Source organism: Pseudomonas sp. MWU12-2319, assembly GCF_023242525.1.
GTDB lineage: Bacteria > Pseudomonadota > Gammaproteobacteria > Pseudomonadales > Pseudomonadaceae > Aquipseudomonas > Aquipseudomonas gingeri_D.
Genome location: NZ_JALJES010000007.1, coordinates 182,380 through 206,159, shown reverse-complemented (window position 1 = coordinate 206,159; position 23,780 = coordinate 182,380). Strand labels below are relative to the sequence as shown.

The 23,780-nt window shown below is 59.3% G+C and carries 25 protein-coding genes and 1 pseudogene; 15 read left to right on the top strand and 11 right to left on the bottom strand.

What is annotated here, in order from left to right; all coding sequences use genetic code 11:
• Window positions 1-51 precede the first annotated feature (51 nt).
• From mmsA to M5C01_RS14160, 7 genes are all read left to right on the top strand, one after another.
• The gene (mmsA, locus tag M5C01_RS14190) at window positions 52-1,587 is read left to right on the top strand and encodes a multiple monosaccharide ABC transporter ATP-binding protein (protein ID WP_152739877.1); all 1,536 of its coding nucleotides are present in this window, start codon (window positions 52-54) and stop codon (window positions 1,585-1,587) included.
• Entirely contained in the window at window positions 1,584-2,777 is a 1,194-nt protein-coding gene (mmsB, locus tag M5C01_RS14185; protein ID WP_177103687.1) for a multiple monosaccharide ABC transporter permease, read from the top strand. Before mmsA ends, mmsB begins: the two co-directional genes overlap by 4 nt.
• 36 nt (window positions 2,778-2,813) lie before the next feature.
• Window positions 2,814-3,116, top strand: coding sequence for a Dabb family protein (locus tag M5C01_RS14180; protein WP_152739879.1), 303 nt, complete (start codon window positions 2,814-2,816; stop codon window positions 3,114-3,116).
• Between the two features lie 659 nt (window positions 3,117-3,775).
• The gene (locus tag M5C01_RS14175) at window positions 3,776-4,330 is read left to right on the top strand and encodes a sigma-70 family RNA polymerase sigma factor (protein ID WP_152739880.1); all 555 of its coding nucleotides are present in this window, start codon (window positions 3,776-3,778) and stop codon (window positions 4,328-4,330) included.
• 12 nt (window positions 4,331-4,342) lie between these two features.
• Window positions 4,343-4,657 (top strand): hypothetical protein, encoded by a 315-nt coding sequence (locus M5C01_RS14170; protein ID WP_152739881.1) that lies wholly within the window; start codon window positions 4,343-4,345, stop codon window positions 4,655-4,657.
• Entirely contained in the window at window positions 4,654-4,950 is a 297-nt protein-coding gene (locus M5C01_RS14165; RefSeq protein WP_152739882.1) for a ferredoxin family protein, read from the top strand. The genes M5C01_RS14170 and M5C01_RS14165 overlap by 4 nt, the downstream gene beginning before the upstream one ends.
• A 289-nt stretch (window positions 4,951-5,239) precedes the next feature.
• Window positions 5,240-5,446: a hypothetical protein gene (locus tag M5C01_RS14160; protein ID WP_152739883.1), complete on the top strand. Its 207-nt coding sequence runs from the start codon at window positions 5,240-5,242 to the stop codon at window positions 5,444-5,446.
• A 1,265-nt stretch (window positions 5,447-6,711) separates the two neighbouring features.
• On the opposite strand, the pseudogene M5C01_RS14155 reads toward M5C01_RS14160, so the two are convergent.
• From M5C01_RS14155 to M5C01_RS14135, 5 genes and pseudogenes are all read right to left on the bottom strand, one after another.
• A pseudogene (locus tag M5C01_RS14155) lies at window positions 6,712-6,804 on the bottom strand (RidA family protein); the annotation flags it as partial.
• Window positions 6,805-6,808: 4 nt separating this feature from the next.
• The gene (locus M5C01_RS14150; protein ID WP_103495287.1) at window positions 6,809-7,267 is read right to left on the bottom strand and encodes a hypothetical protein; all 459 of its coding nucleotides are present in this window, start codon (window positions 7,265-7,267) and stop codon (window positions 6,809-6,811) included.
• Between the two features lie 54 nt (window positions 7,268-7,321).
• Window positions 7,322-8,317 (bottom strand): FAD:protein FMN transferase, encoded by a 996-nt coding sequence (locus M5C01_RS14145; RefSeq protein ID WP_152739984.1) that lies wholly within the window; start codon window positions 8,315-8,317, stop codon window positions 7,322-7,324.
• The gene (locus M5C01_RS14140; protein WP_152739884.1) at window positions 8,307-10,487 is read right to left on the bottom strand and encodes a PepSY domain-containing protein; all 2,181 of its coding nucleotides are present in this window, start codon (window positions 10,485-10,487) and stop codon (window positions 8,307-8,309) included. The genes M5C01_RS14145 and M5C01_RS14140 overlap by 11 nt, the downstream gene beginning before the upstream one ends.
• Window positions 10,488-10,512: 25 nt before the next feature.
• On the bottom strand, window positions 10,513-10,983 hold the full coding sequence (locus tag M5C01_RS14135; RefSeq protein ID WP_103495284.1) for a DUF2271 domain-containing protein: 471 nt from the start codon (window positions 10,981-10,983) through the stop codon (window positions 10,513-10,515).
• Window positions 10,984-11,180: 197 nt separating this feature from the next.
• Here M5C01_RS14135 and M5C01_RS14130 point away from each other — a divergent pair, with 197 nt between their 5' ends.
• The 3 genes from M5C01_RS14130 (at window position 11,181) to M5C01_RS14120 (ending at window position 13,878) form a co-directional block, all read left to right on the top strand.
• Entirely contained in the window at window positions 11,181-11,840 is a 660-nt protein-coding gene (locus M5C01_RS14130) for a response regulator transcription factor (RefSeq protein ID WP_103495283.1), read from the top strand.
• Window positions 11,837-13,180 carry an ATP-binding protein gene (locus M5C01_RS14125; RefSeq protein WP_152739885.1) on the top strand — a complete coding sequence of 448 codons (1,344 nt, stop codon included), beginning with the start codon at window positions 11,837-11,839 and terminating at the stop codon, window positions 13,178-13,180. The genes M5C01_RS14130 and M5C01_RS14125 overlap by 4 nt, the downstream gene beginning before the upstream one ends.
• A 146-nt stretch (window positions 13,181-13,326) precedes the next feature.
• Window positions 13,327-13,878 carry a cytochrome b gene (locus tag M5C01_RS14120; RefSeq protein ID WP_103495281.1) on the top strand — a complete coding sequence of 184 codons (552 nt, stop codon included), beginning with the start codon at window positions 13,327-13,329 and terminating at the stop codon, window positions 13,876-13,878.
• A 133-nt stretch (window positions 13,879-14,011) separates the two neighbouring features.
• Here the strand turns inward: M5C01_RS14120 and M5C01_RS14115 are convergent, their stop codons facing one another.
• The 3 genes from M5C01_RS14115 to M5C01_RS14105 all read right to left on the bottom strand — a co-directional run bounded on the left by M5C01_RS14115 (window position 14,012) and on the right by M5C01_RS14105 (window position 16,799).
• Complete coding sequence (locus tag M5C01_RS14115) at window positions 14,012-15,403, bottom strand: glycerophosphodiester phosphodiesterase family protein (RefSeq protein WP_152739886.1); 1,392 nt, start codon at window positions 15,401-15,403, stop codon at window positions 14,012-14,014.
• Window positions 15,404-15,540: 137 nt separating this feature from the next.
• Entirely contained in the window at window positions 15,541-15,780 is a 240-nt protein-coding gene (locus tag M5C01_RS14110) for a hypothetical protein (protein ID WP_100940111.1), read from the bottom strand.
• 143 nt (window positions 15,781-15,923) lie between these two features.
• Complete coding sequence (locus M5C01_RS14105; protein ID WP_152739887.1) at window positions 15,924-16,799, bottom strand: aldo/keto reductase family oxidoreductase; 876 nt, start codon at window positions 16,797-16,799, stop codon at window positions 15,924-15,926.
• Between the two features lie 144 nt (window positions 16,800-16,943).
• On the opposite strand from M5C01_RS14105, the gene M5C01_RS14100 reads away from it, so the two are divergent.
• The 3 genes from M5C01_RS14100 (at window position 16,944) to M5C01_RS14090 (ending at window position 19,440) form a co-directional block, all read left to right on the top strand.
• Window positions 16,944-17,858, top strand: a complete 915-nt coding sequence (locus M5C01_RS14100) for a LysR family transcriptional regulator (RefSeq protein WP_152739888.1) — start codon at window positions 16,944-16,946, stop codon at window positions 17,856-17,858.
• A 72-nt stretch (window positions 17,859-17,930) separates the two neighbouring features.
• Window positions 17,931-18,944: a GlxA family transcriptional regulator gene (locus M5C01_RS14095; RefSeq protein ID WP_178129874.1), complete on the top strand. Its 1,014-nt coding sequence runs from the start codon at window positions 17,931-17,933 to the stop codon at window positions 18,942-18,944.
• A gap of 1 nt (window position 18,945) precedes the next feature.
• Window positions 18,946-19,440, top strand: a complete 495-nt coding sequence (locus M5C01_RS14090) for a hypothetical protein (RefSeq protein WP_152739890.1) — start codon at window positions 18,946-18,948, stop codon at window positions 19,438-19,440.
• Between the two features lie 105 nt (window positions 19,441-19,545).
• Here M5C01_RS14090 and M5C01_RS14085 read toward each other — a convergent pair whose 3' ends face one another.
• A complete protein-coding gene (locus M5C01_RS14085; RefSeq protein WP_103495275.1) occupies window positions 19,546-19,821 on the bottom strand; it encodes a metal/formaldehyde-sensitive transcriptional repressor in 276 nt (91 codons plus the stop codon).
• 73 nt (window positions 19,822-19,894) lie between these two features.
• Between M5C01_RS14085 and dmeF the strand changes: the two genes are divergently transcribed.
• Window positions 19,895-20,830 carry a CDF family Co(II)/Ni(II) efflux transporter DmeF gene (gene dmeF, locus M5C01_RS14080; RefSeq protein ID WP_152739891.1) on the top strand — a complete coding sequence of 312 codons (936 nt, stop codon included), beginning with the start codon at window positions 19,895-19,897 and terminating at the stop codon, window positions 20,828-20,830.
• 37 nt (window positions 20,831-20,867) lie between these two features.
• Here the strand turns inward: dmeF and M5C01_RS14075 are convergent, their stop codons facing one another.
• A complete protein-coding gene (locus M5C01_RS14075) occupies window positions 20,868-21,770 on the bottom strand; it encodes a LysR family transcriptional regulator (RefSeq protein ID WP_152739892.1) in 903 nt (300 codons plus the stop codon).
• Between the two features lie 95 nt (window positions 21,771-21,865).
• Between M5C01_RS14075 and M5C01_RS14070 the strand changes: the two genes are divergently transcribed.
• Window positions 21,866-22,831, top strand: coding sequence for an NAD-dependent epimerase/dehydratase family protein (locus M5C01_RS14070; RefSeq protein WP_152739893.1), 966 nt, complete (start codon window positions 21,866-21,868; stop codon window positions 22,829-22,831).
• Between the two features lie 29 nt (window positions 22,832-22,860).
• Here M5C01_RS14070 and M5C01_RS14065 read toward each other — a convergent pair whose 3' ends face one another.
• A complete protein-coding gene (locus tag M5C01_RS14065; protein WP_152739894.1) occupies window positions 22,861-23,565 on the bottom strand; it encodes a cyclase family protein in 705 nt (234 codons plus the stop codon).
• Between the last annotated feature and the right edge of the window lie 215 nt (window positions 23,566-23,780).

Sequence of the window (23,780 nt, the reverse complement as noted above, 5' to 3'; positions counted from 1 at the left end):
ATTGTGCCGGCGGCTGCGCGGTTCGGCAGCCCGCCTGGCAGGAGAGAGAAAATGAGCAAAACGATTCTCGACATGCGTGACATCCGCAAGTGCTTTGGCCCGGTCAAGGCGCTCAGCGGGGTCAACCTCCAGGTTGGCGATGGGGAAATCCATGCGATTTGCGGTGAAAACGGTGCCGGCAAATCGACCTTGATGAAAATCCTCAGTGGCGTGTATCCCCACGGCAGCTACGACGGCGACATCGTCTTCGACGGCGTGCCGCGGACCTTCCACGGCCTGCGCGACAGTGAGGCGTTGGGGATCTGCATCATTCACCAGGAACTGGCGCTGGTGCCGATGTTGTCGATTACCGAAAACCTGTTTCTGGGCAACGAGATCTCCCGGCACGGGGTGATCGACTGGGACGAGGCGCACCTGCGGGCCCGCGAGCTGCTGGCTCGGGTTGGCCTCGACGCCCGGCCGCAGACGCTGGTGGGCAACCTCGGCATCGGCCAGCAACAGATGGTGGAAATCGCCAAGGCGCTGGCCAAGGATGTGCGCTTGCTGATCCTCGACGAGCCGACCGCGAGTCTCAACGAAAGGGACAGCGACACCTTGCTCAAGCTGATGCTCGAACTCAAGGGCCGTGGCATCACCTCGATCATCATTTCCCACAAACTCAACGAGATCGGCCGGGTCGCCGATGAGATCACCGTGATCCGTGACGGCAGCACCGTCGACGTCATCGATTGCCGTGTCGAGAAGATCGACGAGGGTCGCGTGGTTCGTTCCATGGTCGGCCGCGAGTTGTCGGACCGCTACCCGTCGCGGGTGGCCGAGATCGGTGAGACCTTGTTCGAGGTCGAGGACTGGTCGGTCGGCGACCCGGAGCGTCCAGGCCGCGATCGTATCCGCAATATCAATTTTCATGTACGCCGGGGCGAAGTGGTGGGGATCGCCGGGTTGATGGGCGCTGGCCGCACCGAGTTTGCCATGAGTGTATTCGGGCGTTCCTATGGCGTGAACATCCGCGGCAAGGTGCGTATCGAAGGGCGCGAAGTCGACCTTGGTACGGTGCGCAAGGCCATCGATCAAGGCCTGGCCTACGCTACCGAAGACCGCAAGGGCGCCGGCCTGGTGCTGGGGGAGAGCATCACCCGCAATACCTCCATGGCCAACCTGGCCGCCGTTTCCAAGCGCTGGATCATGAACGAACTGGGCGAGACGGCGGTGGCCGTCGATTACCGCGCGCGCCTGCGGATTCGCTGCCCGGACGTGAGCCAATCGGTGGAGAAACTTTCCGGTGGCAACCAGCAGAAAGTCGTGTTGGGCAAGTGGCTGTTCTCCGATCCCAAGGTACTGATCCTCGACGAGCCCACCCGCGGTATCGATGTGGGGGCCAAGTACGAGATCTATGGGGTGGTCAATCAAGTGGTCAGCGAAGGTCGTGGCGTGGTCATGATTTCCTCGGAAATGCCGGAGTTGCTCGGCACCTGTGACCGTATCTATGTGATGAACGAAGGACGCTTTGTCGGCGAGTTTCCGATCGCCGAGGCATCGCAGGAAAAAATCATGCACGCAATCATGAAAAACGAGGTGATCCAGTGAGCGAAGTCAGCATGCCTCTCGCATCCAACAAACCCAATGCCCTGACATCCTTCAAGCGTGGCGCCCGTGAATACGGTCTGTTGGCCTCGCTGATCGTCATCATGGTGTTCTTCCAGATGGCCACCGGCGGGGCATTGATGCAGCCGCTGAACCTGACCAACCTGCTGCTGCAGAACAGCTACATCGTGGTGATGGCGCTGGGTATGTTGATGGTGATCGTCTGCGGGCATATCGACCTGTCGGTCGGTTCGGTGGTCGGCGTGATCGGTTCGATCGCGGCGGTGTTGATGGTCCAATATCGCCTGGATTTCTTCAGTGTGACCCTGATCTGCCTGCTCTGTGGTGGGCTGATCGGCGCGGCGCAAGGCTACTGGGTCGCTGTCTGGGGCATGCCCTCGTTCATCGTCACCCTGGCCGGTATGTTGATCTTTCGCGGCGCTACTATTGCCATCTCCCAAGGGCAGTCGATAGGGCCGTTTCCGCCGGCGTTCTCGGCGATCAGTTCGGGCTTCATCCCCGACGTCTTCGCCAATGAAAACCTGCGCATTACCTCCTTGCTGCTGGGTATCGCGGTGGCCGTGGCCTTCTGGGTGGTTGAATATCGCAGTCGCGCGCGCACCCTGAAAAGCGGCGGCAGCGCTGCGCCCCTGGCCCTGTTTGCATTGAAGAACGGCGTGGTGGCGGCCCTTATTGTGTACTTCTGCTACCTGCTCTCGACCTACCGCGGCATCCCCACAGTGCTGGTGATCATGAGCGTGCTGATCGGGGTGTACACCTTCGTCATGAACCGCACCGTGATCGGTCGTTGGATCTACGCGGTAGGCGGCAATCTCAAGGCGGCCAGGCTGTCGGGTATCAACACGGCGCGGGTGACCTTCTTCGCCTTCGTCAACATGGGCGTACTGGCCGCCGTGGCCGGACTGATCTTCGTCGCCCGCCTCAACAGCGCGACACCGCGTGGCGGCACCGGCTTTGAACTGGACGTCATTGCGGCCGTGTTCATCGGCGGCGCGTCGGCCTCCGGCGGCGTCGGCAAGGTGGTGGGCGTGGTCATTGGCGCGTTCATCATGGGTGTATTGAACAACGGCATGTCGATCATGGGCATCGGCATTGACTACCAACAAATGATCAAGGGCGCTGTGCTGCTCGCGGCGGTATTCGTAGATGTCTATCAGAAAAGCAAGGGTTGATATGTCAGGCCGGGATGACACCGCACGGAGACCGCGATGATCAAACATATTGTGATGTGGAACCTTGCGGGGGAGACGCCGGAGAGCAACCGCCAGGCGTGCCAGTTTCTCAAGGAACGCTTCGAAGGGTTGGCCGGATTGATTCCGGGGCTGCTGAAGATCGAGGTCGGCGTCGATATCAGCCGGATCGATTATGCCTGTGACGTAGTGCTCTATACCGAGTTCGCGTCCGCTGAAGCGCTTGAGGCTTATGCCACGCATCCTGAGCACCTGAGGGTACGCAATGACTTGGGCAACTCACGGATCGCCAGGCATCAGGTGGATTACGTCGTCCAGTAGTGGCAAGCGTCCGACTCAGCTGATTCGGACGCGTCAATCAATGCTCTCAGCGCTTTCACAAAAGCGTTACTCAATCGAGTGGCGCTTTTGTTTATGCATTTTTATCTATGCTGTTTGCCGAGTTGAGTGATCAGTTGGACGGTGGACTGCATGACCCCCTCTCGGTATTGCACCGTAATCAACAACTGTTGCAGATGCCTCAGAAAGCTGGCTTCTAACCGATTATTTTCCGGATAGCCTTGGCGGGCGGCTATTCGTGGCAAACCCGCAGGGTAAGGCATGCCAGACACTCGAGTCTATATCATTACCTAGGTGCCATCACCGTAGACGCTTCTGTAGCTCTGCTCTGAGAGGCTGGCTTTTTTGCAGGCCAACGGGGGGCTTGCCGCTGCTCATGGCCACTTCGGCCAGGCGCAGTTTTACAATGATTGGTTCGGGCGGGAAGCTTTTTGCGTGGCCTCTTGTGTTGCGCCTTTCCCGGGTTGAATTCTCTCCTTCAACCTGGACTCGAAACAACCGGTCGCGAACGCTGCTCGATCCTCGACCGGTGCAGTCGGTTGCACCCGACTTGAAGCGGACCTTCGATTTTTCGAATCGGCCACAATATTTGCGTTTCTGAAACGTCTTCAGGCGTATTGAGCCACTTAATTGCGCACACGATGACCGAACGATACAGAGACATCACTGCAACCGTGGTGCGTGAGCGCGCCAGGCTCGCCAATTTTATCCGGCGTCGAATACGCGATCCGGGCGACGCCGAGGACATCCTGCAGGATGTATTCCATGAATTCGTGCAGGCGTACCGACTTCCAGCTCCGATCGAGCAGGCGAGTGCGTGGCTGTTTCGCGTTGCGCGAAACCGCATCATCGATAGCTTTCGCAAGAAGAAAGAGCAGCCGCTGCCAGAACTGTCTGGCGACGAGGGTGACCCTGGCAGTGAGTATCGCTTGGACCTTGCCCTGCCTGCACGAGACGGTGGTCCCGAGGCCGCCTATGCGCGAGCGCTTTTGCTCAAGGCATTACAGGATGCGCTCGAGGAGTTGCCGCCGAATCAACGTGAGGTATTCATTGCGCACGAGCTAGAGGGGCAGTCCTTCAAGGATATGGCGGTGGAAACCGGTGTCACGCTCAATACGCTGCTTGCGCGCAAACGCTACGCAGTTCTGCATCTGCGCAAGCGGCTGCGGGCTATTTACGACGAACTGGGATTTTAGAGGAGTTGACGGATGAAATTTCGAATCAGATTGGTGGGTAAGGCGTTTCTGGTGGTGTTGGCTATAGGCGTGCTCGGCTGGGTGGTCATGGTTCTATGGAATTGGGTGATGCCGGGGCTATTCGTCGGAGCCCGGGAGATCGACTTCGCACATGCGTTGGGCTTGCTGCTGTTGAGCCGAATTCTGTTTGGCGGATTTCGCGGACACGGCGGCCGGCGCGAACGACGTCACTGGCGCAAATGGGAATCCATGACGCCCGAAGAGCGGGAGCAATTTCAGACGACCTGCCGATCGGACCGGGGTCGGCACGTGGGAGATCGAACATGACCGAGAAATCAAAGACCAATTGCAAACAGCAGCCGGGCGTGATTGCGCCAATCGTCGACCTGAAGCGTTGTGAAGGTAAGGGCGATTGTCTCGAGGTCTGTCCCGAGAATGTGTTTGAGATTCGGCGCATCGACGAGGTCGACTACCTTGACCTCGGCTTGATGCACCGTCTCAAACTACGAGTGCATGGAATGAAAGTCGCGTACACGCCTAACGCGGATGCCTGCCGGTCGTGCGGCCTTTGCGTGACGGCATGTCCCGAAAGCGCGATCAAGCTCGCCAGAACAGCATAGCTGTCGCACGTTCACCTCTGATGAAGGAAGGAGAACTCTGGCCGGTAGATACTCGCGTTCTTTGCATACCGGGCTGATATACAGGAACGTCTCCCGAGCTTATGGATAACGCCGCTACACCATTCGTCGCCTCTAAAAACCTGGCGCGCAATACACGACCCTCTCTGGCTTGCGGCTTGCAGAGGACGGTCGTAGCAGCCCCAGAACGACGTAATTCTGACGCGGCGGCAATCACATCAACGCTTCAGGACTCCAGCGATACGCTTGGTCAGTCACCGGGAGATGTACCGTGTCAACTCTCAATGAAATCGCAGCGAACCACGCGAGAATGGCCAAGGCAAAGGAAGAAGAGTCGACCGGACTGAGTGAGCTACACCTCCAGATAGTGTGTAGCTTCGAAATCCCATCCAGTGATGCTCAACAGCATATTCCGCTGCACCTCATCTCTGGAGCGCAGGACAATCAGCTCGGGCAAGCAGCCAGCGGCTTGCTCTGACTGCGCCAGGCGGAGCCAGTCGCCGGCTTGATCGAGCTGATCATTGAGATTGCCCGTCAGACCATTCGCAAATGGGGTAATGGAGTGTTTGTGTGAGCATCAATTTAATAAATCGTAGTTTATCAGACTGATGCGGGTATTGGGGTCCCCCCCCCAGGCGTGGTCCAAATAAGCGGAAATAAAGTCTCTGTGCTCTAACGCAGCACAACGGATGGGCATTGACAAAAATGGCCATCATGTCCGGAGGTTCTATGCCAAATGGCGTCGAGAATCTTGGGCTTAAACCTGGTTTTTAGAAAGGCCCTCCACTAAGGCCTGGAAAAATTAGAGCGAGCCGTTGACGCGCATTGATGAGGTGTGTCTAAATGTCTGCATATGGAAAATTGCAGGAATGGCTCGTTGCTTTTATAGCCTTTTCATGTACAGGGAGTTGTGAGGTGATGTTGTTAAGCTGTAGTTCTTGCGCCTTTAATACCCCGCGCGCTTATCCTGTTCGAGGCGCATTGTTCGCCTCAAGCTTCGAATTGATCGTCGGTCCGCTACAGTTGCGCTGATGGGGTCGGCCAATATTGTTTGAGTCGATCAGCGGCTGTTCTCGAGTCGTTTTTTCTTGCCCGTTATTTCACGATTTTATGTGGCTCATAATAGGGGTGTGTATGGAGGCATAATCCTGGTAATCGCTAGTTTATTAGGTATGGTTGAAAAGTGATATTTCCTGGTCGGCGCGCTCAGCAGGCATCTGTCAGGAGTAATTAATTAAAAAACTCACATCAATATAGGGAAATATATGAAGCGTTTATTTTTGTTGCCTCTCATGGCTTTGCTGCCTCTATCGTTTCAAGCATCGGCCTGCTTGACAATTAAGGATACCTACACTGGAACTATTCCTGCCAATGGGACAGTGATTGTTTATGGCCCATTCACGATTGGCTCGACCTGTGCCAAGGCTAATATAGCCTCTACTATCACAGCCTCTGGTGCAGGGAGTGCCCCGCAGTTGTATATTGACAAGCAGACTGGGGGGAGTTGGGTGCAGGTTGCAGGTAATACCGGTACTACCGCTTCGTATTTGGGAGCGCTGGGTACGTACCGAGTAAGGCACGTTAATAACACGACCGCCGCAAAAACTTATATTGGTACGACTTCTTACGGTCACTAGTTTTAGTGCGTTTGTAAAGGCGCGTCAGGTGTAAGGCGTGACGCGCCTTTATCATTGATTAGGCTCGCTAATTTTCTGAAAGAGTGCAATAAGGGCAGGTGCTCTACTCCGGGACCATTTCCCACACCTCTTCGAAGATCTTCCGCGGCTCTACCATGAAAACCGTCACGTCCTGAACATCCTCGAAGGTGCAACCTGCCGGCTTACCGAGGCTTCATGGCAGACAAGACGATTGATTCAATCAGAGGCTGAGTGGCGACGTCTCTCTGCCCGTCTGGTGTATTCCATGAGTTGTAGAGGACCGGGCCAGCATCGCTCATCAAAATATCGCCATCCTTCAGAATCCTGAACGCCCAGATTTCTGGCCATGCCTCTTTTCCCTGCTCATCCAGCGTGTGTTTGCGCAGCACCACGCGAGCGAATGTCCCGCTCCCCTCATTTGCATAGACCAGGTTGGCCCTGACCAGGCCAAAGTGGCCTTCAATCTGGAAGTAGCTCCCCGAGGGAATGGAAAAACTCACGCCAAACCGGCTCGCCGTTAATTCGAAAAGGCCGGAAAGACGGTTTCGCAACCCATCGGTGTGTCTGTTGACTTGCTCGATGTCCTGGACGACATGACCGATTCCGCTGAGGGATTCTTCGGTATAGGCAGAAAACAACATGGCCCGGCTCCTTGGATGATTGGAACCGCATTATGCCGCTCAGTCGGCGCCTTATTAATGTCCTGGCTCATTGGAAAGGCTTGACGCAGGTGAGGTCGAAAAGAAGGCGACTTTTCCAGCAGAAACGTATATCTGCTTGAAGTCCTGCCCGTCGCGTAACACGAACAAGGCATCCATGCCGCGCTCCTGAGCCAGGCGTGGACCTTCGTTTTCGCCCAGCACCATCAGGGCCGTGGCCCAGGCGTCGGCGAGCAGGCCGGTTGGCGCCACTACGGTGACGGCCGCGAGGTTGTTGCTCAGCGGTGCGCCGGTCGCCGGGTCCATGGTGTGGGCGTAGGATCGACCGGCCACATCGACCCACCGTCGGTAGTCGCCGGAGGTTGCAATGGCGGCGTCGCTGAGCTCCATCACCCCCATCACTTCACGTACGCCTCGGTTGGGTTTTTCCAGGGCCACGGCCCAGGCCCTGCCGTCGGGTTTGGCGCCACGGGCGCGCATTTCGCCGTCGATACCCACCAGGTACTGTGTGATACCAACGTCTTCCAGGCTGCGGGCCAGTTCATCCACGCCGAAACCCTTGGCGATACCGTTCAAATCAAGGTTGAGCGCGGCGCGCTTGCGCACCTGATTGCGTCGTGTATCGACCACCAGGGCCGCGCTGGCCGACAGGCGGGCCGGTGGCGGGCTGGTCGCGGACGGCGGTTGTGTGACCGTCTGTTCGCCTGGGCCGAATCCCCAGGCCTGCACCCGATCACCAACGGCGATGTCAAAGGCGCCATTGGATTGCTGGTTGATTCGCAGCGCCGCGGACAACACCCCGATCATCTCCCTGGGTACCGGCACCCATTCCTGTTCGGGGGCGGCATTGAGGCGATTGAGGTCGGAGTCGGCCTTCCAGGTCGACATCTGCTGGTCCACCCGGCCCACGGCGTGCGCCAGGTCCTGGCCAATGGCATCGGTATCGATCCCTGCCGCGGCGTAGAACAAGGCGGTGTAGCGGGTGCCCATGGTTTCGCCACTCAAACTGTAGCGTTGCAGCTCAGTAGACATCTTCACGGTAGCGTCCTTGGGCTTTCAGGGTCATCACGCTGAGGTCGAGAGGCGCGAGTACTTCATCCAGCGCCTGCATCACCGCCCTGGCCATTTCGCGACGGCCACACACCAATACCTGGGCGCCTTTTTCAATCAGCCGGCGCAGGGACAGCGCATCGTTGATCAGTCGGTCCTGCACGTAGCTGCGCTCCTGGGTTTGGGAAAAAGCCGCGCGCAAGGCCGTGAGGCGTCGGTCAGCCAGATAGCGCTTGAGCTCCGGTTCGTAGAGAAAGTCCGAGGCCGGGTGGCGTCCACCCCAATACAGGTGCATCGCGTTACGGTCCTTGTTGTTACGGATAAAGCCGGCCAGGGGACCGATACCGGTCCCGGCCCCGATCAGGATCACCGGCTGGCTGCCGGATGCCGGACGGAATTGCGGGTTGGGCTGGATAAAGACGTCGATCTGCGCACCGATGTCCAGATCATGCAGAAACCCCGAGCACAGGCCGTCTTCATGTTTACGGACGCAGATTTCCAGCACGCCATCCTCCGAACGACTGGCCAGCGAGTAGACGCGAGGTACCGGGCTGCCCGGGGGGAGGATCCCTACCAGGTCACCGGCCTGGAAACTCGGTAACTCGCCGACCGCCTTGAAACGCAGTATCTGGGTTGGCGCATTCACTTGTTCGCCGTAGACGATGCGCCCCGTCAATCGCAGTGCCTGGGTGCGCGGGCGCTCGGGCGTGTGAGTCAGTGTCAGGTCCTGTCCCAGTACTCCTCCCAGTGCGTATCCCCAGCGGGCAAACTCTTGGGAGGATTGGCGGTTGATGGTTTCCAGTGCCAGCAACGCCGAGCCGCCGGCTTGCAGCATCGCGTCCTGGATCTGATGGGCAAACTGGCAGAACCGGGCAAACTGTCGATCACCAAAGCCCAGCACGGCAAAGGGCTGGCCGGGGTTGAGGCCGGTCTCACGAAGCCGCGCCAGGAACTGTGAAGCGGAGGCGGGTGCATCGCCGTCGCCATGGGTCGCGGTGAGAATGAACAGACGCTTGGCGCCAGGGTATTGGCCAGTCCATTCATTCATCGAGGTGCTGTGTACCTGATGGCCGGCCTGGTGCAAGGCTCGATGTAGAGCCTCGGCAAAGCCCCAGGTGCTGTTGTTTTCGCTGCCGACCAGAATCACGCTGTCGGCTGATTGCGCGTCGCTGTTGTGGCTCAGCTCCGGACCGGCCTGGCGGCGGCGCCACCACAGCAGGACGCCGGTCACGCTCATCAAGGGAACGCAGAGCGCACAGGCACCGAGTGGCAGGCCCAGCCACCAGAGGCCTTCGCCCGTGTGCAACTGGTAAATCCATTCGTAAATCCTGAGCATCGCGTCATGGGGCTGATAGGACAGCCACTCGCCGCTGGCCGGATTCACGTAGCCGTCGCCCTGTGCCGTGCGCAGGGAAAACAGGTCCTGTGGGTTGTCGGGGCTGGGGTAAACCAGCTCGCGCAGATCATTCAGGTCGGTGGTTTGCAAGGCCCGCAGACTCGCCACGGGTAATGCCGGAGCAACATTGATCCCACTGGGGAAGGGCGGTTCATCCTGGCTGCCGTCGGCGATCAGTCCCAGGGTGCCGGCGGACATGTATAGCCCGCTCAGTGCCGACAGCAGCAGGCCGAGCAGGGCCAGGCGTCCGACTTCCGAATGCCAGCGCTGGCTGAACGTGCCCCGCAGCGGGCGCAGCAGATTGCGCCAGCCACCCAGGCGCCGCGCCAGCAATAGCGCGCCGGACACCGACAGCATCAGCATGAATAACGCGCCTGCGCCGGATACGGCATGGCCCGGTGTGCCGAGGAACAGTGAGCGATGCAGGTCTTTCACCCAGCGCGAAAAGGACGACGGTGCATAGGGCGCGAGGCCTTGGCCGGTCAATGGATCGACCGTTTCCATCGCGGCCTGATCGTTCTGGTTGTAGTAGACGATTACCGTTCCGGACGCGGTGCGGCGGATCTGCTCCACGCCTTGGAAATGCTCGGCAACGCGCCCGGCCAATTGCCCGACAGTGACCTGCCCGGTGGCACTCGGAACGCTGTGCAGGCGCTCGACGGCCGGGTCAATGGACAGCAGCGCGCCACTGATGGCCAGGAGCATAACCAGCAATGCAGCGATCAGGCCGGGCAGTGAGTGGAATTGGCGAAGCATGTTCAGCCTCCGGAAACAGCAGGTGTTACAGGTCGTAGGTAAAGGACTTGACGTAGGTATTACCGAGGGTTGTCTTGCCCGCCCCTTTGGCGGTCAGGGGCACGCTGACATCGGCACGGCCTTCGCGTTGGTTCTCCACGGCGCTGTCGATACGGATCTGGAACCCGGCATCGATCAACGTGTCCGCCAGCTCGACGCTGACCTTGAGGGTGTCGCCGCTGCCGACGCTGGCGCCGCTGATCCCATCAAATTCGGCGGGTCTTTGGCCGCTCCCCCGCGCCCAGTCGCTCAGATGCCGGTAATACTTGGCCTTGCGGCCGGCGACCCAGAGGGTTTTCTGGTACTGGCCGTTGCCGTCGGTGAGGTAGATCGCCAGATAGGCGTCGCTACCGCTGTAGTCCTTGAGCTGGGTGGTCAGGGTCACTTCACGGGCCTGTGCCAACTCCGGCAGGGCGAGGGCGCCGACGAGGCAGGTTGCGGCGATGAGGGTCTTCATGACGGTATCCTGTTTGAACGGTGTGGCAAGAGTCTGGACCTGCCGGCTGACAGCAACCTGAACCCTTGGAAACAGCTGCCGGAGGAGGTCTGCGTGGCATACCCTGGAGCGCATTCCTGACAATCACCTGAATCTTCAGGTTCACGTCAGCAAAGGCGTTTAAGGTGTGCCACGACAACCATCACGAGAGGTGCCGCATGCGGGTTTTGCTGGTCGAGGACGCCGTAGGACTGGGGGATGCCGTACGCGAGCAGATCGCCGACGACGGCCACGCCGTGGATTGGGTGCAGTGCCTGGACCATGCACGCAGTAGCGTGCGCACCACGCCTTACGACCTGATCCTGCTCGACCTGATGCTGCCGGACGGTCGCGGGCTGGACTTCCTGCGTCAGCAGCGCACGGCGGGGGATGTGACACCGGTGATCATCCTGACCGCCCAGGACCAGATATCCGAACGTATAGCCGGCCTCAATGCCGGTGCCGACGACTATCTGGTCAAGCCGTTCGATCTGTTTGAACTCTCGGCCCGGGTTGCCGCCGTGGCCCGACGGTACAGCGGCAATCCCAACCCGCAGATCAGACTCGGCGATCTGCAGGTCGATATGAGTGCCCGCACGGTGCAGCGCGGCGGCCTGATCGTGGACCTCACGGCCCGTGAGTGGGCGCTGTTCGAGGCGTTTGTCCAACGTCCCACGGCGCTGCTGTCCAAGTCACAGCTTGAGGAGCGGCTGTATGCCTTTGGCGCCGAAATCGAGAGCAATACCATCGAGGTCTATATCAGCCGCCTGCGTAAAAAGCTCGGCCGGGAGATGATTGAAACCGTGCGTGGCATGGGTTACCGGTTGATCTGCGAATGAAGCCGTCCGCAAGCCTGCAGAAACGCCTGGGCCTGGGCCTGACCCTGGGCCTGACCTTGCTGTGGTTGGGGGGCACTGTCGGCGCCTGGCTGGTGGTGCAGCATGAGCTGAACGAAGCGTTCGACAGTGCGTTGGAAGAAACCGCGCAACGCATCCTGCCGTTGGCGGTGCTGGAGATCGGCAGTCGTGACCGGGCGCCCGAGGCACAACACGTGCCCACCTTGAGAATGCACAAGGAATATCTGGCTTATCGGGTGCGCGATGCCGAGGGTGTAATCCTCATGCAGTCCCATGACGCCAGCCCGGAGATCTTCAGCAAACCGCCGAGCGAAGGCTTTTCCACCACTGAAAAGTACCGCCTGTACGGCGCCAGTGCGCGGCATGGAGCGGTGTTCATCGAGATTGCCGAGCCCCTGAGCCATCGTCGTGAAGCCGCGCGCGAAGCGCTGTTTGCCTTGTTGTTGCCGTTGCTGGCGCTGATTCCCATCAGTCTGCTGGGTACCTGGCTGTTGGTGCGGATCAGCCTGCGCAGCGTATTGGCCTATCGCCGGGCCGTCGAGGTTCGTGGCGTCGGTGATCTGTCGCCGATCAAGGTGGCACGCCTGCCGGCTGAAATCGATCCGCTGGCCGAGGCGGTCAATCACCTGCTGGAACGCTTGCGCAAGGCGTTGGAGACGGAGCGCAGCTTCACCGCCAACAGTGCCCATGAACTGCGTACACCGCTGGCCGCGACCCTGGCGCAGACCCAGCGACTGCGCCACGAAGCTCCCGAGGGTCCGTTGCGCGTGCGTGCGACCAAGATCGAAAGCTCCTTGCGGGAGTTGATCCGGCTCTCGGAAAAGCTTATGCAACTGGCCAAGGCCGAAGGGGGCGGGCTGCTGTCCGAAACGCCCCAGGACCTGATTCCCTTGCTGGCCCATGTGGTTGATGAGTGGAACCAGAACAGCGGTCGGCGGATCAACTTGCAACTTCCGGCGCGGGCCAGTGTTTGTGCGGCAATCGATCCGGACGCCTTCGGCATCCTGTTGCGCAACCTGATCGAGAACGCGTTGAAATACGGCGCTACGGATCAGCCGGTCGAGGTCAGTCTCACCAACCAGGGGCTACTGCGGGTGGTCAATGGTGGGGTTGCGGTGCCGGAGCCGGTGTTGCAACGCCTGACCGAGCGCTTTGTCAGGGGCAGTAGCGAGAGCAGTGGTTCGGGGCTGGGCCTGGCGATCGCAAAGACCATTGTCCATGGGGTCAAGGCAAGCATGACGCTAGCCTCACCTGCGCCGGGCAGGACAGATGGTTTCGAAGTTGCCATCCAATTTCATCTCGCGCCGACGCTGTCCGGTTGAGCGCCGCCATTTGGCTTCAAGCGCCAGCACTCAAGTTTGAGGATGGCGCTGCTTTTCTGATTTTGAGTCGGTAGACAAGCGTCATTCATGTGAGCGGGGTGGTTTGAACAAATCACCCATGTGCCAATAAAGTAAAGAGGTATGTCATGCCCCACGAAACAGTCGTCCAACGTTACGCAAAAATATCGATAATTTTGCATTGGCTAATGCTGGCGCTCTTTGTCGGTGTTTATGCCAGTATCGAAATCAAGGGGTTGATTCCTCGTGGTGATGCCTTGCGCGGTTTCTTTCTCGGTACCCATGCAGTGTTTGGCATGGCTATTTTCGCCTTGGTATGGGTGCGCCTGTTAGGACGCTTGAAAGCAAGTCCGCCGATCTTGCCCAAGCCACCTGCCTGGCAAACGCTGTTAGCCCACATCACTCATCTGGCGCTGTATGGGCTGATGATCGCTACCCCACTACTGGCCTGGTTGATGCTCAGTGCTGCTGGCAAGCCGATCCCGTACTTTGACTTTATGCTCCCCTCGCCAATAGCGCTCGATCCTGATATGGCAAAGCAATTCAAAAGTTGGCATGAGTGGGTTGGGAATGCGGGGTACTGGCTGATCGGATTACACGCCTGCGCAGGACTTTTCCACCATTATTGGGTCGGCGATAACACGATGGTACGGATGATACCCAAACGTTTTCATTCCTGAGTCTGCAGTCATGCAATGAAGTGCTCTGGATAACGCTGGAAACGATCTGTGGTCTTGACCCAGGCTTCTCAGTGTTGCGGCTTGAAGGGGCTCAAGGATGAGCCTCCCATCAGCAGGGTATGGATTGCGTCGTTTAACGCGCTACTTCTTTAAGATAGAGGTTGCGGGCCGCCAAGGCATTAGGTGTGAAATCGGTAAACACACCGTCAACACCGGCTCGGAAAAAGGCCAGGTATTCTGCCGCTGGATCCCCCTTATAGACACCTGCCAGGTATTTCGCTTCGTTGCGGAAGGTGAATATATGAACGAACAGATTGGCCTTGTGGGCGTCGCTGATCAGGCGGGTTGGCTTGAGGGTGTCGACCTTGTCCAAGCTGGGGTTGGACGACGAATCTTGAGCCGCGGCGACGGTGAGCGACATTGCTTGCGGCTTCCATGGACCAATGCCGTCGGCGTAGGTCTTGACCTCGGCCAATCCTGCCGGCGTCAGCATCGCACCGAAGGAGCGTGGATCACCTGCTACGGTCCAGCTATAGGGGCGGCCGCTGACGAACGTATTGGGTTTGTCAGTGATGAAAATGGTTTCGCCCGTCTGGAAGTTTATTCCGTTTCCATCGACCAACTGAACGGCTTTGGATTTCAGGCCGATAGAGCGCAGGTATTTCAAGCTGCCCGGATCAAAGCTTTGCACAAAGACCGGGGCTTCCTTGCGATTGAGGTCGTTGTCGTTGAGGGTTTTGAGGAACGCCTTCTCAAACGGATGACTGCCCGGTACGCCGCAACCATTGGCAATGGCTTGGGCATTGTTCCAGATCGGATTTTTGCTTTCTGGATAGACCGTAATGACGCGACCTGTCGCTGCGCTTTTAGCCTTTGCAATGTCGATCACGTCCTGAAAACTCAGGATCGGCAACTTGCCGTTCAGTTCGGTTGGGCGCTGGTCGCGGGCATCGTAAGTGGTACCGCCTATCCATTGCCTGAGTTCGGCCATGGTGAAATCGCTGATTGACCAGTCGTTGGTGTGGTCTTCGCCATCAACGACCAGTGATTTCAATACTGATTTCGGATCGTTGGGGTTGGTCAAGTCACTCAGGTACTGTGCCGGACCATTTTCTGCCGTGGCGGGATATTTGACATTGACCAATACGCCTGGAACGGTGCGTTTACGGCGTGCAACTTCGGCGTTGGTCTTCGCGACTTCGCTGATGTTGGTGTTGTCGCTCAACCAGGGATTGTGTCGAGCCACCAATACGCAGTCCTTGGTCATGTGCAGATCCAGTTCGAGCGAATCTGCGCCAGCATCGGCGGCATGCTCGTAAGAGGCCCGGGTTTCTTCCGGATACAATCCCGGCAGGCCGCGATGCCCGATAATCAAGGGTGGCTTACCGTCGAGGGTTTTGAGCGAAGCAGATGCGGTTGACTGTGCGCCAGGTAAACTCCCGTTAGTACCGTCACAAGCACTCACTAACAAGCTGCATCCGAGAGCGATAAAGCGGGCAAGAGGCAGACCTGGGCGAGTGTACATGTGCAGTCCTTCAAGATGGGAAGAGCGGTTATCAACCAATAGTAATCACGGACACATGACAAAATCATGGCTCATCGGGTCCGCTCCCGGGCAAATCGCCCACAGGCCGTAGGCACACTTATCGTCCGGATAAACTTCTATTTCTTCTTGGCCGCAGCCTCAGCGGCCAGGCACTCAAGGGCAAACTGCTCGGTGTACGTCATCTGGATAGGAGTGGTTTCTCCCTTGACGGTCCTTTCGCCATCGAGGATGTAACGAATGCGCTTGTCGGTCACGCCGATGCGTTTTGCGATCCAGGAGGGGGTTTGTCCGATGCGCGAAATCAGCTTGTCGGCATATTCGGTGGACGGGTTGTAATGTTCTGCGTTGGGTGTCATGTGACGTCCAGATAAAAGGTGGGTCTGTGATGCATTGGTGGGGTAGGGGACACGGTGCACCAATTATTGGACGGTGTCGCGGCTTCAATGAAGAAGCCCCGGAATCCGGGGCCTTGTCGTTTCTACAGTTTATCAGCCTGGTATCAACTTGCTTTCGGTTTATCGCCAATCGCATCCAGTTCGGCCAGCGTGTCCGGCGTGAGCTGCAACTGCCCGGCCTTCAGGTTTTCGCGCAGGTGCGCGACCGAGGACGTGCCCGGAATCAGCAAGATGTTGGGCGAGCGGTGCAGCAACCAGGCCAGCGCCACTTGCATCGGCTGGGCTTGCAGGCGGGCCGCGATATCCGACAGCGCCGTTGACTGGATGGGCGTGAACCCGCCCAGGGGGAAGAACGGCACATAGGCGATACCCTGCGCCGCCAAATCGTCGATCAACCCGTCGTCCTCGCGGTGGACCAGGTTGTACTGGTTCTGCACGCAGACGATATCGGCGATCGCCTGGGCTTCCTTTATCTGCTCGGTGGTTACGTTGCTCAGCCCGATATGACGGATAAGCCCCTCCTGCTGTAACTGCGCCGTGGCCTCGACCAGATGGCCGATGCGGTCCTGAGTCAGGCCATGGCCAAAGATGCGCAGATTGACCACGTCCAGGGAGGCCAGGCCGAGATGGCGCAGATTGTCCTCGACCGCGCCGCGCAACTCTTGCGGGCTCTGGGCGGCCAGCCAGTCGCCCTTGTCGTTGCGGCGTGCACCGATCTTGGTGACCAGGGTCAGGTTGTCGGGATACGGATGCAGGGCTTCGTGAATGATCTGATTGGTGATGTGCGGACCATAGAAGTCGGAGGTGTCGATATGGTCGACGCCGGCGGCGATGGCTTCGCGCAATACGGCGATACAGGCAGCTCGATCCTTCGGTGGCCCGAATACCTGCGGTCCGGCAAGTTGCATGGCGCCATAGCCCATTCGCCGGACCGTGCGACCCGCGAAGCTGAAATGGGTTGGAAGGGCGGAAGTGCTCATATGGGTTTTCCTCTATCGGTCTGTTTCGATGCGAGTCGCAGCGCGTTCTGCGGCGGGGTTCGATGGGCCGAATATAGTTCCAATTGCGCTGTTTGATAATCAGGCATAAAGTTTACGGGCTGTTTAAATTAGTGAACAATTGTCATGAAATTTAACGATATGGCGGCTTTTGTCGCTGTCGCACAGGCGGGTGGTTTTCGTGAGGCGGCACGCAGCGGTGGCGTTTCCGCCGCCAGCTTGAGCGTAGCCGTACAGCGTCTTGAGGCGCAGCTGGATTTGCGTCTGCTCAACCGCACCACGCGGAGCGTGGCTTTGACCGAAGCCGGGCAACACTTGTTAACCCGGCTGGAGCCACTGTTTTCTGAAATGGAAGCGTCATTGGATGTGCTCAATGGCTTTCGCAACAAGCCTTCCGGTACGCTGCGGCTCAATGTGCCCACCAGCGCCGCGCGTATCGTGCTGCCTGAGGTCATTGCCGGATTTCTCGGACGTTATCCGGATATCCGCATCAAGGTCGTGGTGGAAGACGGATTTGTCGACGTGCTTTCGGTGGGCTGCGATGCGGGCATCCGTTACGACGAAAGGCTGGAGCAGGACATGATCGCGATTCCCATCGGTCCGAGGGTGCAGCGCTTCGTCACGGCGGCGGCGCCCGGATATCTGGACCTGTATGGCCGACCGGCCCATCCACGCGAGTTATTGACCCACTCCTGTCTTCGCTGTCAGTTCTCCGGCGGCAACAAACCCACCTGGAAATTCGAGCGCGATGGCGAGCAGATCGAGATTGATCCGCCCGAACGTCTGCTGGTGACGCCCAGTGGAGCCTTGGATCTGACGGTCAGTGCCGCGGTCGCCGGCCTGGGGGTGGTGCATCTGTTTGAAGACCTGCTGCGGCCGCAACTGGACAGCGGCGAGCTCGAACCCATCCTGGAGCCTTGGTGGCAGACGTTTTCCGGCCCGTTCCTGTATTACCCTGGACGGCGCCATTTGCCGGCGCCGTTACGTGCTTTTGTCGACTACCTGCACGAACTGTCGGCGACGCTGCCCTTGCGAGCCTGAGTCTGATTACAATCAGTGACTCAGCAATACACCCAACAAGAGAGTGGCTAACACCACCGAGTGATTCAGACCTTGATCGAACGACGCCAATTCAGTGGAGGCATGAAGGGGAAAAACCTCCGCTATCTGAATGAAAACCCCGGTGCGCCCGCGCAAATGGCCCGGACAGGCTTTTTGTTGCTCGAGCATTTCTCCTTGCCGGCATTCACCCAGGCCCTGGATACGCTGGTCACGGCGAACCTCCTGCGTCCCGGGTTGTTCTCTTCGCGAACCTTCGGTCTGCATGAAGGGGAGGTGATCAGTGACCTGGGCCTGGTGATTCGCCCCGATGCCCGTATCGATTCGGCGGCCATTCAAAGCCTCGACCTGCTGGTCATCTGCGGTGGCTACCGGACCGAGCTGAAGGTCGACGATGAGCTCATCAGCCTGCTGAGAGCGGCGTCAGACCAGGGTGTCAGCCTGGCCGGGTTATGGAATGGCGCCTGGTTCCTGGGCAGTGCGGGTTTGCTTGATGGTTATCGTTGTGCGATTCATCCCGAACATCGGCCGGCGCTCGCGGAGATCTCCAAGGCGACCCATGTCACCAGCGAGGCCTATGTCATCGATCGCGACCGGCTCACCGCGTCCAGCCCCTCGGGGGCTTTCCATATGGCGTTGGACTGGATCAAGGGTTTGCACGATAAAGCCCTGGTCGAGGGTATCGAGGACATACTGGCGTTCGAGGAGTCGCGCTATCGGCGTATCAAACCGGCGGAGAATGTGTGCGTGAGCGCACCACTGCGGGAGGTGGTCAAGCTGATGGACGCCAACCTCGAAGAGCCTCTGGAACTGGAGCAACTGGCGGCCTATGCCGGCCGTTCCCGCCGGCAACTCGAACGCCTGTTCAAGGAGCAATTGGGCACCACGCCGCAACGCTATTACCTGGAGCTGCGTATCACCGAGGCACGTCGTCTGCTGCAGCACACCGAGCTGTCCCAGGTCGATGTGCTGGTGGCTTGCGGGTTTGTCTCGCCGAGCCATTTCAGCAAATGCTACAGCGCGTATTTCGGCTACCGGCCGTCCAAGGAAACGCGCCTGGTTAAATAGCGTGAGCGGTTCAGGCACATTACGTTGCATCGAACCCTTTCCAAGGCCGTTCATCACCACCCTGGCTAACGAGGGGGCGCTTGAACTGCAAGCGATGCGGGCCCAGGATCTGACAGCCGCGTGGTTGAACGCCACGCTGGAAGATGGCGATATCCTGTTTATCGATTCCACGCATACGGTAAAGACAGGGAGCGATTGCCTGCAAATTTACCTGCGCCTGCTGCCGAAAATCACCAAGAAGATCTTTGTCCACGTGCATGATGTCTTTCTGCCCTTTGGCCTGCCGACGAAATGGCTGATTGATCATCAGATCTATTGGACGGAACAGTATCTGCTGCTGGCGCTGATGACGGATAACCCGCGGACGAAGCTGCTGTTTGGCAGCGCGTATCACGAACATTTCAATCATGATCTGTTGACCGCACTCATGCACGGTCGAGCCGAAAGTCACGGCGCCAGTTTCTGGTTCGAGTTTGATGGCCGGGGCAATGCCTAGTTTCTTCGGGCGCCAACCCTTGTAGTCCGCCAGCCAACACCAGCCCGCCAGCTTGCGTGCTGGTTTTCCCACGCACCCTGGGCGGCCCTCACAGGCCCGCCGAAGTCACTTCAAATACGAGCGCAGCGCCGACACCACTTCATCCACATCCTCGCGGCGCTGGGCCGGCGTGACATCGTCCGCGCCCAGGTGTTCGCGGATATGACCTTCCAGCACCTCGTTCATCAAACCATTGACCGCGCCACGGATCGCCGCGATCTGTTGCAGCACGGCGGTGCACTCGACTTCCATATTCAGCGCGTTTTCCAAGGCCTCGGCCTGGCCCTTGATGCGCCTGACACGGGTCAGCAGGCGCTTTTTATCCTTGATGGTATGCGGCATGGAATTGTCCCATTGTGTGTTATCTATACTGGGGTATAGTATGTTTCGACCTTGTCATCAGGACTGTAGCCCAATGTCTTCGCCCAATGCTACTCATCAGAACTGCCATTCGAAAATCCTCAACGATGGAAATCCCCTGGCGGAGGCCAACACCCGGCGCGCCATGATCCTGACGGCCATCATGATGGTCGCCGAGATCGCCGGCGGTTGGTACTACAACTCGATGGCGCTGTTCGCCGACGGATGGCACATGAGTTCCCATGCGTTGGCGCTGGGGTTGTCGGTGTTGGCCTATGGCGCTGCCCGGCGCCTGTCCAGTGACAACCGTTTTGCCTTCGGTACCTGGAAGATCGAAGTGCTGGGCGGCTACACCAGTGCGTTGTTCCTGGTGATGGTGGCGGGGCTGATGCTGTATCAGTCGGTTGAACGGCTGATTTCACCTGCGGCGATTCATTATGACGAAGCCATTGTCATCGGCATCGTCGGCTTGATGGTCAACCTGGCCTGCGCCTGGCTGCTCAAGGACGGCCATGCCCACGATCACCACCACGACCATCATCATGACCACGGCCATGAACATGCCCACGATCTGAACCTGCGTTCCGCCTACCTGCATGTGGTGGCCGATGCGGCCACCTCGGTGCTGGCGATCCTGGCGCTGATCGGTGGCAAGGTCTGGGGCGCGGCGTGGCTCGACCCGCTGATGGGGATTGTCGGCGCGGGGCTGGTGGCGAGCTGGGCCTATGGGCTGATCCGCCAGACCAGCCGTATCTTGCTGGACGCGGAAATGGATGCGCCGGTGGTCGAGGAAATCCGCGAGGTCATTGCGGCCAGCCCGATTCCAGCCAGCATCAGCGACCTGCATGTCTGGCGGGTCGGCAAGGGCCAGTTCGCCTGCGTGCTAAGCCTGGTGACGCACTTGCCGGCCACGCCGGACTACTTCAAGGCGCAACTGGCGATCCATGAAGAGTTGGTGCACGTCACGGTTGAGCTTCATCTGCTGGCGTGACGCTGGCCGTCTGTTCACCGGGTAAAGGCCGGCAAACTCATGATGGGCCCGTCACCCGGATATGGGCCTGCAGACACTCCACCAGCGCATCGAAGGTCGCCTTGCAACGGGGGCTGGTGCGCAGGTCCTCGTGCATGGTCACCCAGGTTTCCAGCTGGAAGGTGAACCGCTCCGGCAACAGCCGCACCAGTGCCGGCGTGCGGATCGCCAGGGCGCTCTGGCAGATGCCGATGCCGCAGCCGGCGCGGATCATCGCCAGTTGCGCCAGGGTGCTGTCGGTGCGCAGCGTGAAGGCCTCGCGATTCCAGCCGGGCACTTGTTTGCTGGCGGCACGGATAAAGGGGGTGGTGACATCGAAGCCGATCAAGGCATGGCTCGACAGATCGGCCATTGTGCTAGGCGTGCCGTGTCGTTGCAGATAGTCCACATGTGCATAAAGCCCCAGTTCCACCTGGCCGACACGTCGGGCGATCAGTTGATCCTGTTTCGGCACGGTCATGCGCACCGCAATATCGGCCTCCCGTTGCAGCAGGTCATGCATCTTGTCGGTGGCCAGCAGCTCGATTTTGAGTTGCGGATGGTCCTGGCGCAGCAGTGCCAGTGCCGGAGGTAGCACCTCGATGGCAATGATTTCACTGGCGGAGATCCGCACCGTGCCGTTCACCGTCTGACCCTGTCCAGTGGCGGCACGCTCCAGCGCGGCGGCGGTGTGCTGCATGGCTTCGGCATAGCCGCGTAGCGCCAGGGCGGTCTCGGTGGGCAGCAAGCCGGTCTGCGAACGGGTGAACAGCGGTTGCTTGAATGACGCTTCCAGCGCGGCGATATGTCGGCCCACGGTGGGTTGGGCAATGCCCAGCGCCCGTGCGGCGCCCGAGAGCGAGCCCTCCGTCAGCACGGCAAGCAAGGTTCGGTACAGCTCCCAACTCATGATCTGGTCCATGCATAAATGTATGGCGGATAGCTTGTGCTAGGCAATTTATTTCCTGAAGGGGCAGGCCCAGACTCTGTTCATCGTTACCTTCCTGGAGAATTGACATGGCAGCACAGAGCAACAAGGTTTTGGTACTGGGCGCCGGCGGTGGCATTGGCGGCGAAGTGGCGCGGCAACTGCGCGATGGCGGCTGGCTGGTGCAGGCACTCAAGCGTGGCCTGGCGACGGCGGCCGAACAGCGCGACGGTATCCAGTGGTTGCGTGGCGACGCCCTCAACCGTGACGACGTGGTGCGGGCGGCGCGGGGTTGCAGCGTGATCGTGCATGGGGTCAACCCGCCGGGCTATCGGCACTGGGCCGAGCAGGTGCTGCCGATGATCGACAATACGATTGCGGCGGCGCGTATTGAAGGGGCGACCGTCGTGTTGCCGGGCACGGTCTACAACTACGGCCCGGATGCCTTTGCCGAATTGAATGAACAGGCGGTGCAACGTCCGTTGACGCGCAAGGGGCGTATCCGCGTCGAGCTTGAGCACCGATTGCAGGATGCGACGCGGGACGGGGTTCGAGCGATTGTCGTGCGGTCGGGCGACTTCTTCGGCCCGCAGGCTGGTAACAGTTGGTTTTCCCAGGGGATGATCAAGCCCGGGCAGGCAGTGAAAGTGATCAATCTGCCAAGCGATCCGGGCGTCGGTCATCAGTGGGCCTATCTGCCGGACGTGGCGCGGACCATGGTCGAACTGGTGGTGCGTCGAGGTGACTTGCCCCCCTTCGCGACCTTTCATATGGAGGGCTACTGGGACGCCGACGGCACCCAGATAGCAGCCGCTATCAGCCGCGTGGTCGAGCGCGCGGGCGGCCAGACCAGGCTGCGGCGCTTTCCCTGGTGGCTGGTAGGACTGGCCTCGCCGTTGGTGACCACCTTTCGGGAAATGCTGGAGATGCGTTACCTGTGGCGTACGCCGGTGCGGATGAATAATGCCTATCTGTTGAGCGTGCTGGGGGCCGAGCCGCATACGCCGCTGGATCAGGCGGTGGAAGTAACGCTGAAGGGCGTGGGCTGTTTGTAGGGGGATCAGGCGCTCGAACCCTGACAAGATCAGGGCACAAAGGCCAGCACGGAGGCGGGGGAGCCGGATCCGTCCTTGAGTTTCAGGATCCCGATGACCAGCGTTGTACCGGTGGCGGGCAATTGATCCAGATGAGTCAGACACTCCAGGATGATTCCATTTTTCGCCAGGACTTGGTGGTTGGTGGAAAATGCCGTGTTCTGACCAGGATCGACCCCGTGGGTGTCGATCCCGATTCCGGCGACCTCACGCTCTTCGATCAGCAGCCTTGCCGCATCGGCGCCGACCCCGGGGAAGTGCAGGCCACCTTGGTCATCCTCATTGAAAAAGCGCTTGGGGTCGTTCCATAGCGCTTGCCAACCGGTATGGAAGAGCACGACGGAACCCTGGGCGATGCGACCATGGGCCTGCTCCCAGCGCTCGATATCTTGAGGGCTGATCACATAGTCGGGATCGGCCTGTGCCTGCGCCCGCACATCGATTACCACGGCCGGTCGTACCAGCGACTCCGGGGTGTAGGCATCGATCCCGATGCCATCGGGGTGAAAACTGTTGGGCGCATTCATATGGGTTGCGCTGTGTTCGCCCATGCTGAAACTGCGCAGGTAGTAACCGTCCTGTGCCTGTGAGGCCACCCCACTGAACGCGACGGGAGGGTCGTGGGGCCAAAGGGGGATGGACGGCGTAATGACGTGGCTCAGATCGATGATTCTTTGAAACTGGATGCTCTGCATTCCTTTGACTCCCGGGTCCTTGGCGAAAGGGTGGAGGATAGCGGCCCGTTTCCACAAGGCCTGTCGTTGCGGCGGCACACTTTCCGGGTGTGATGAATGGAATCGGCGTCACAGCGCTGACATTTTTTCGACTGGGGCCCGGTGTTCGCAAGCAATAAAAATTTACTCCCGGTGAAAGAAATGCGAAAAGCTTCTCAGCCTTTTCCATGGACTCG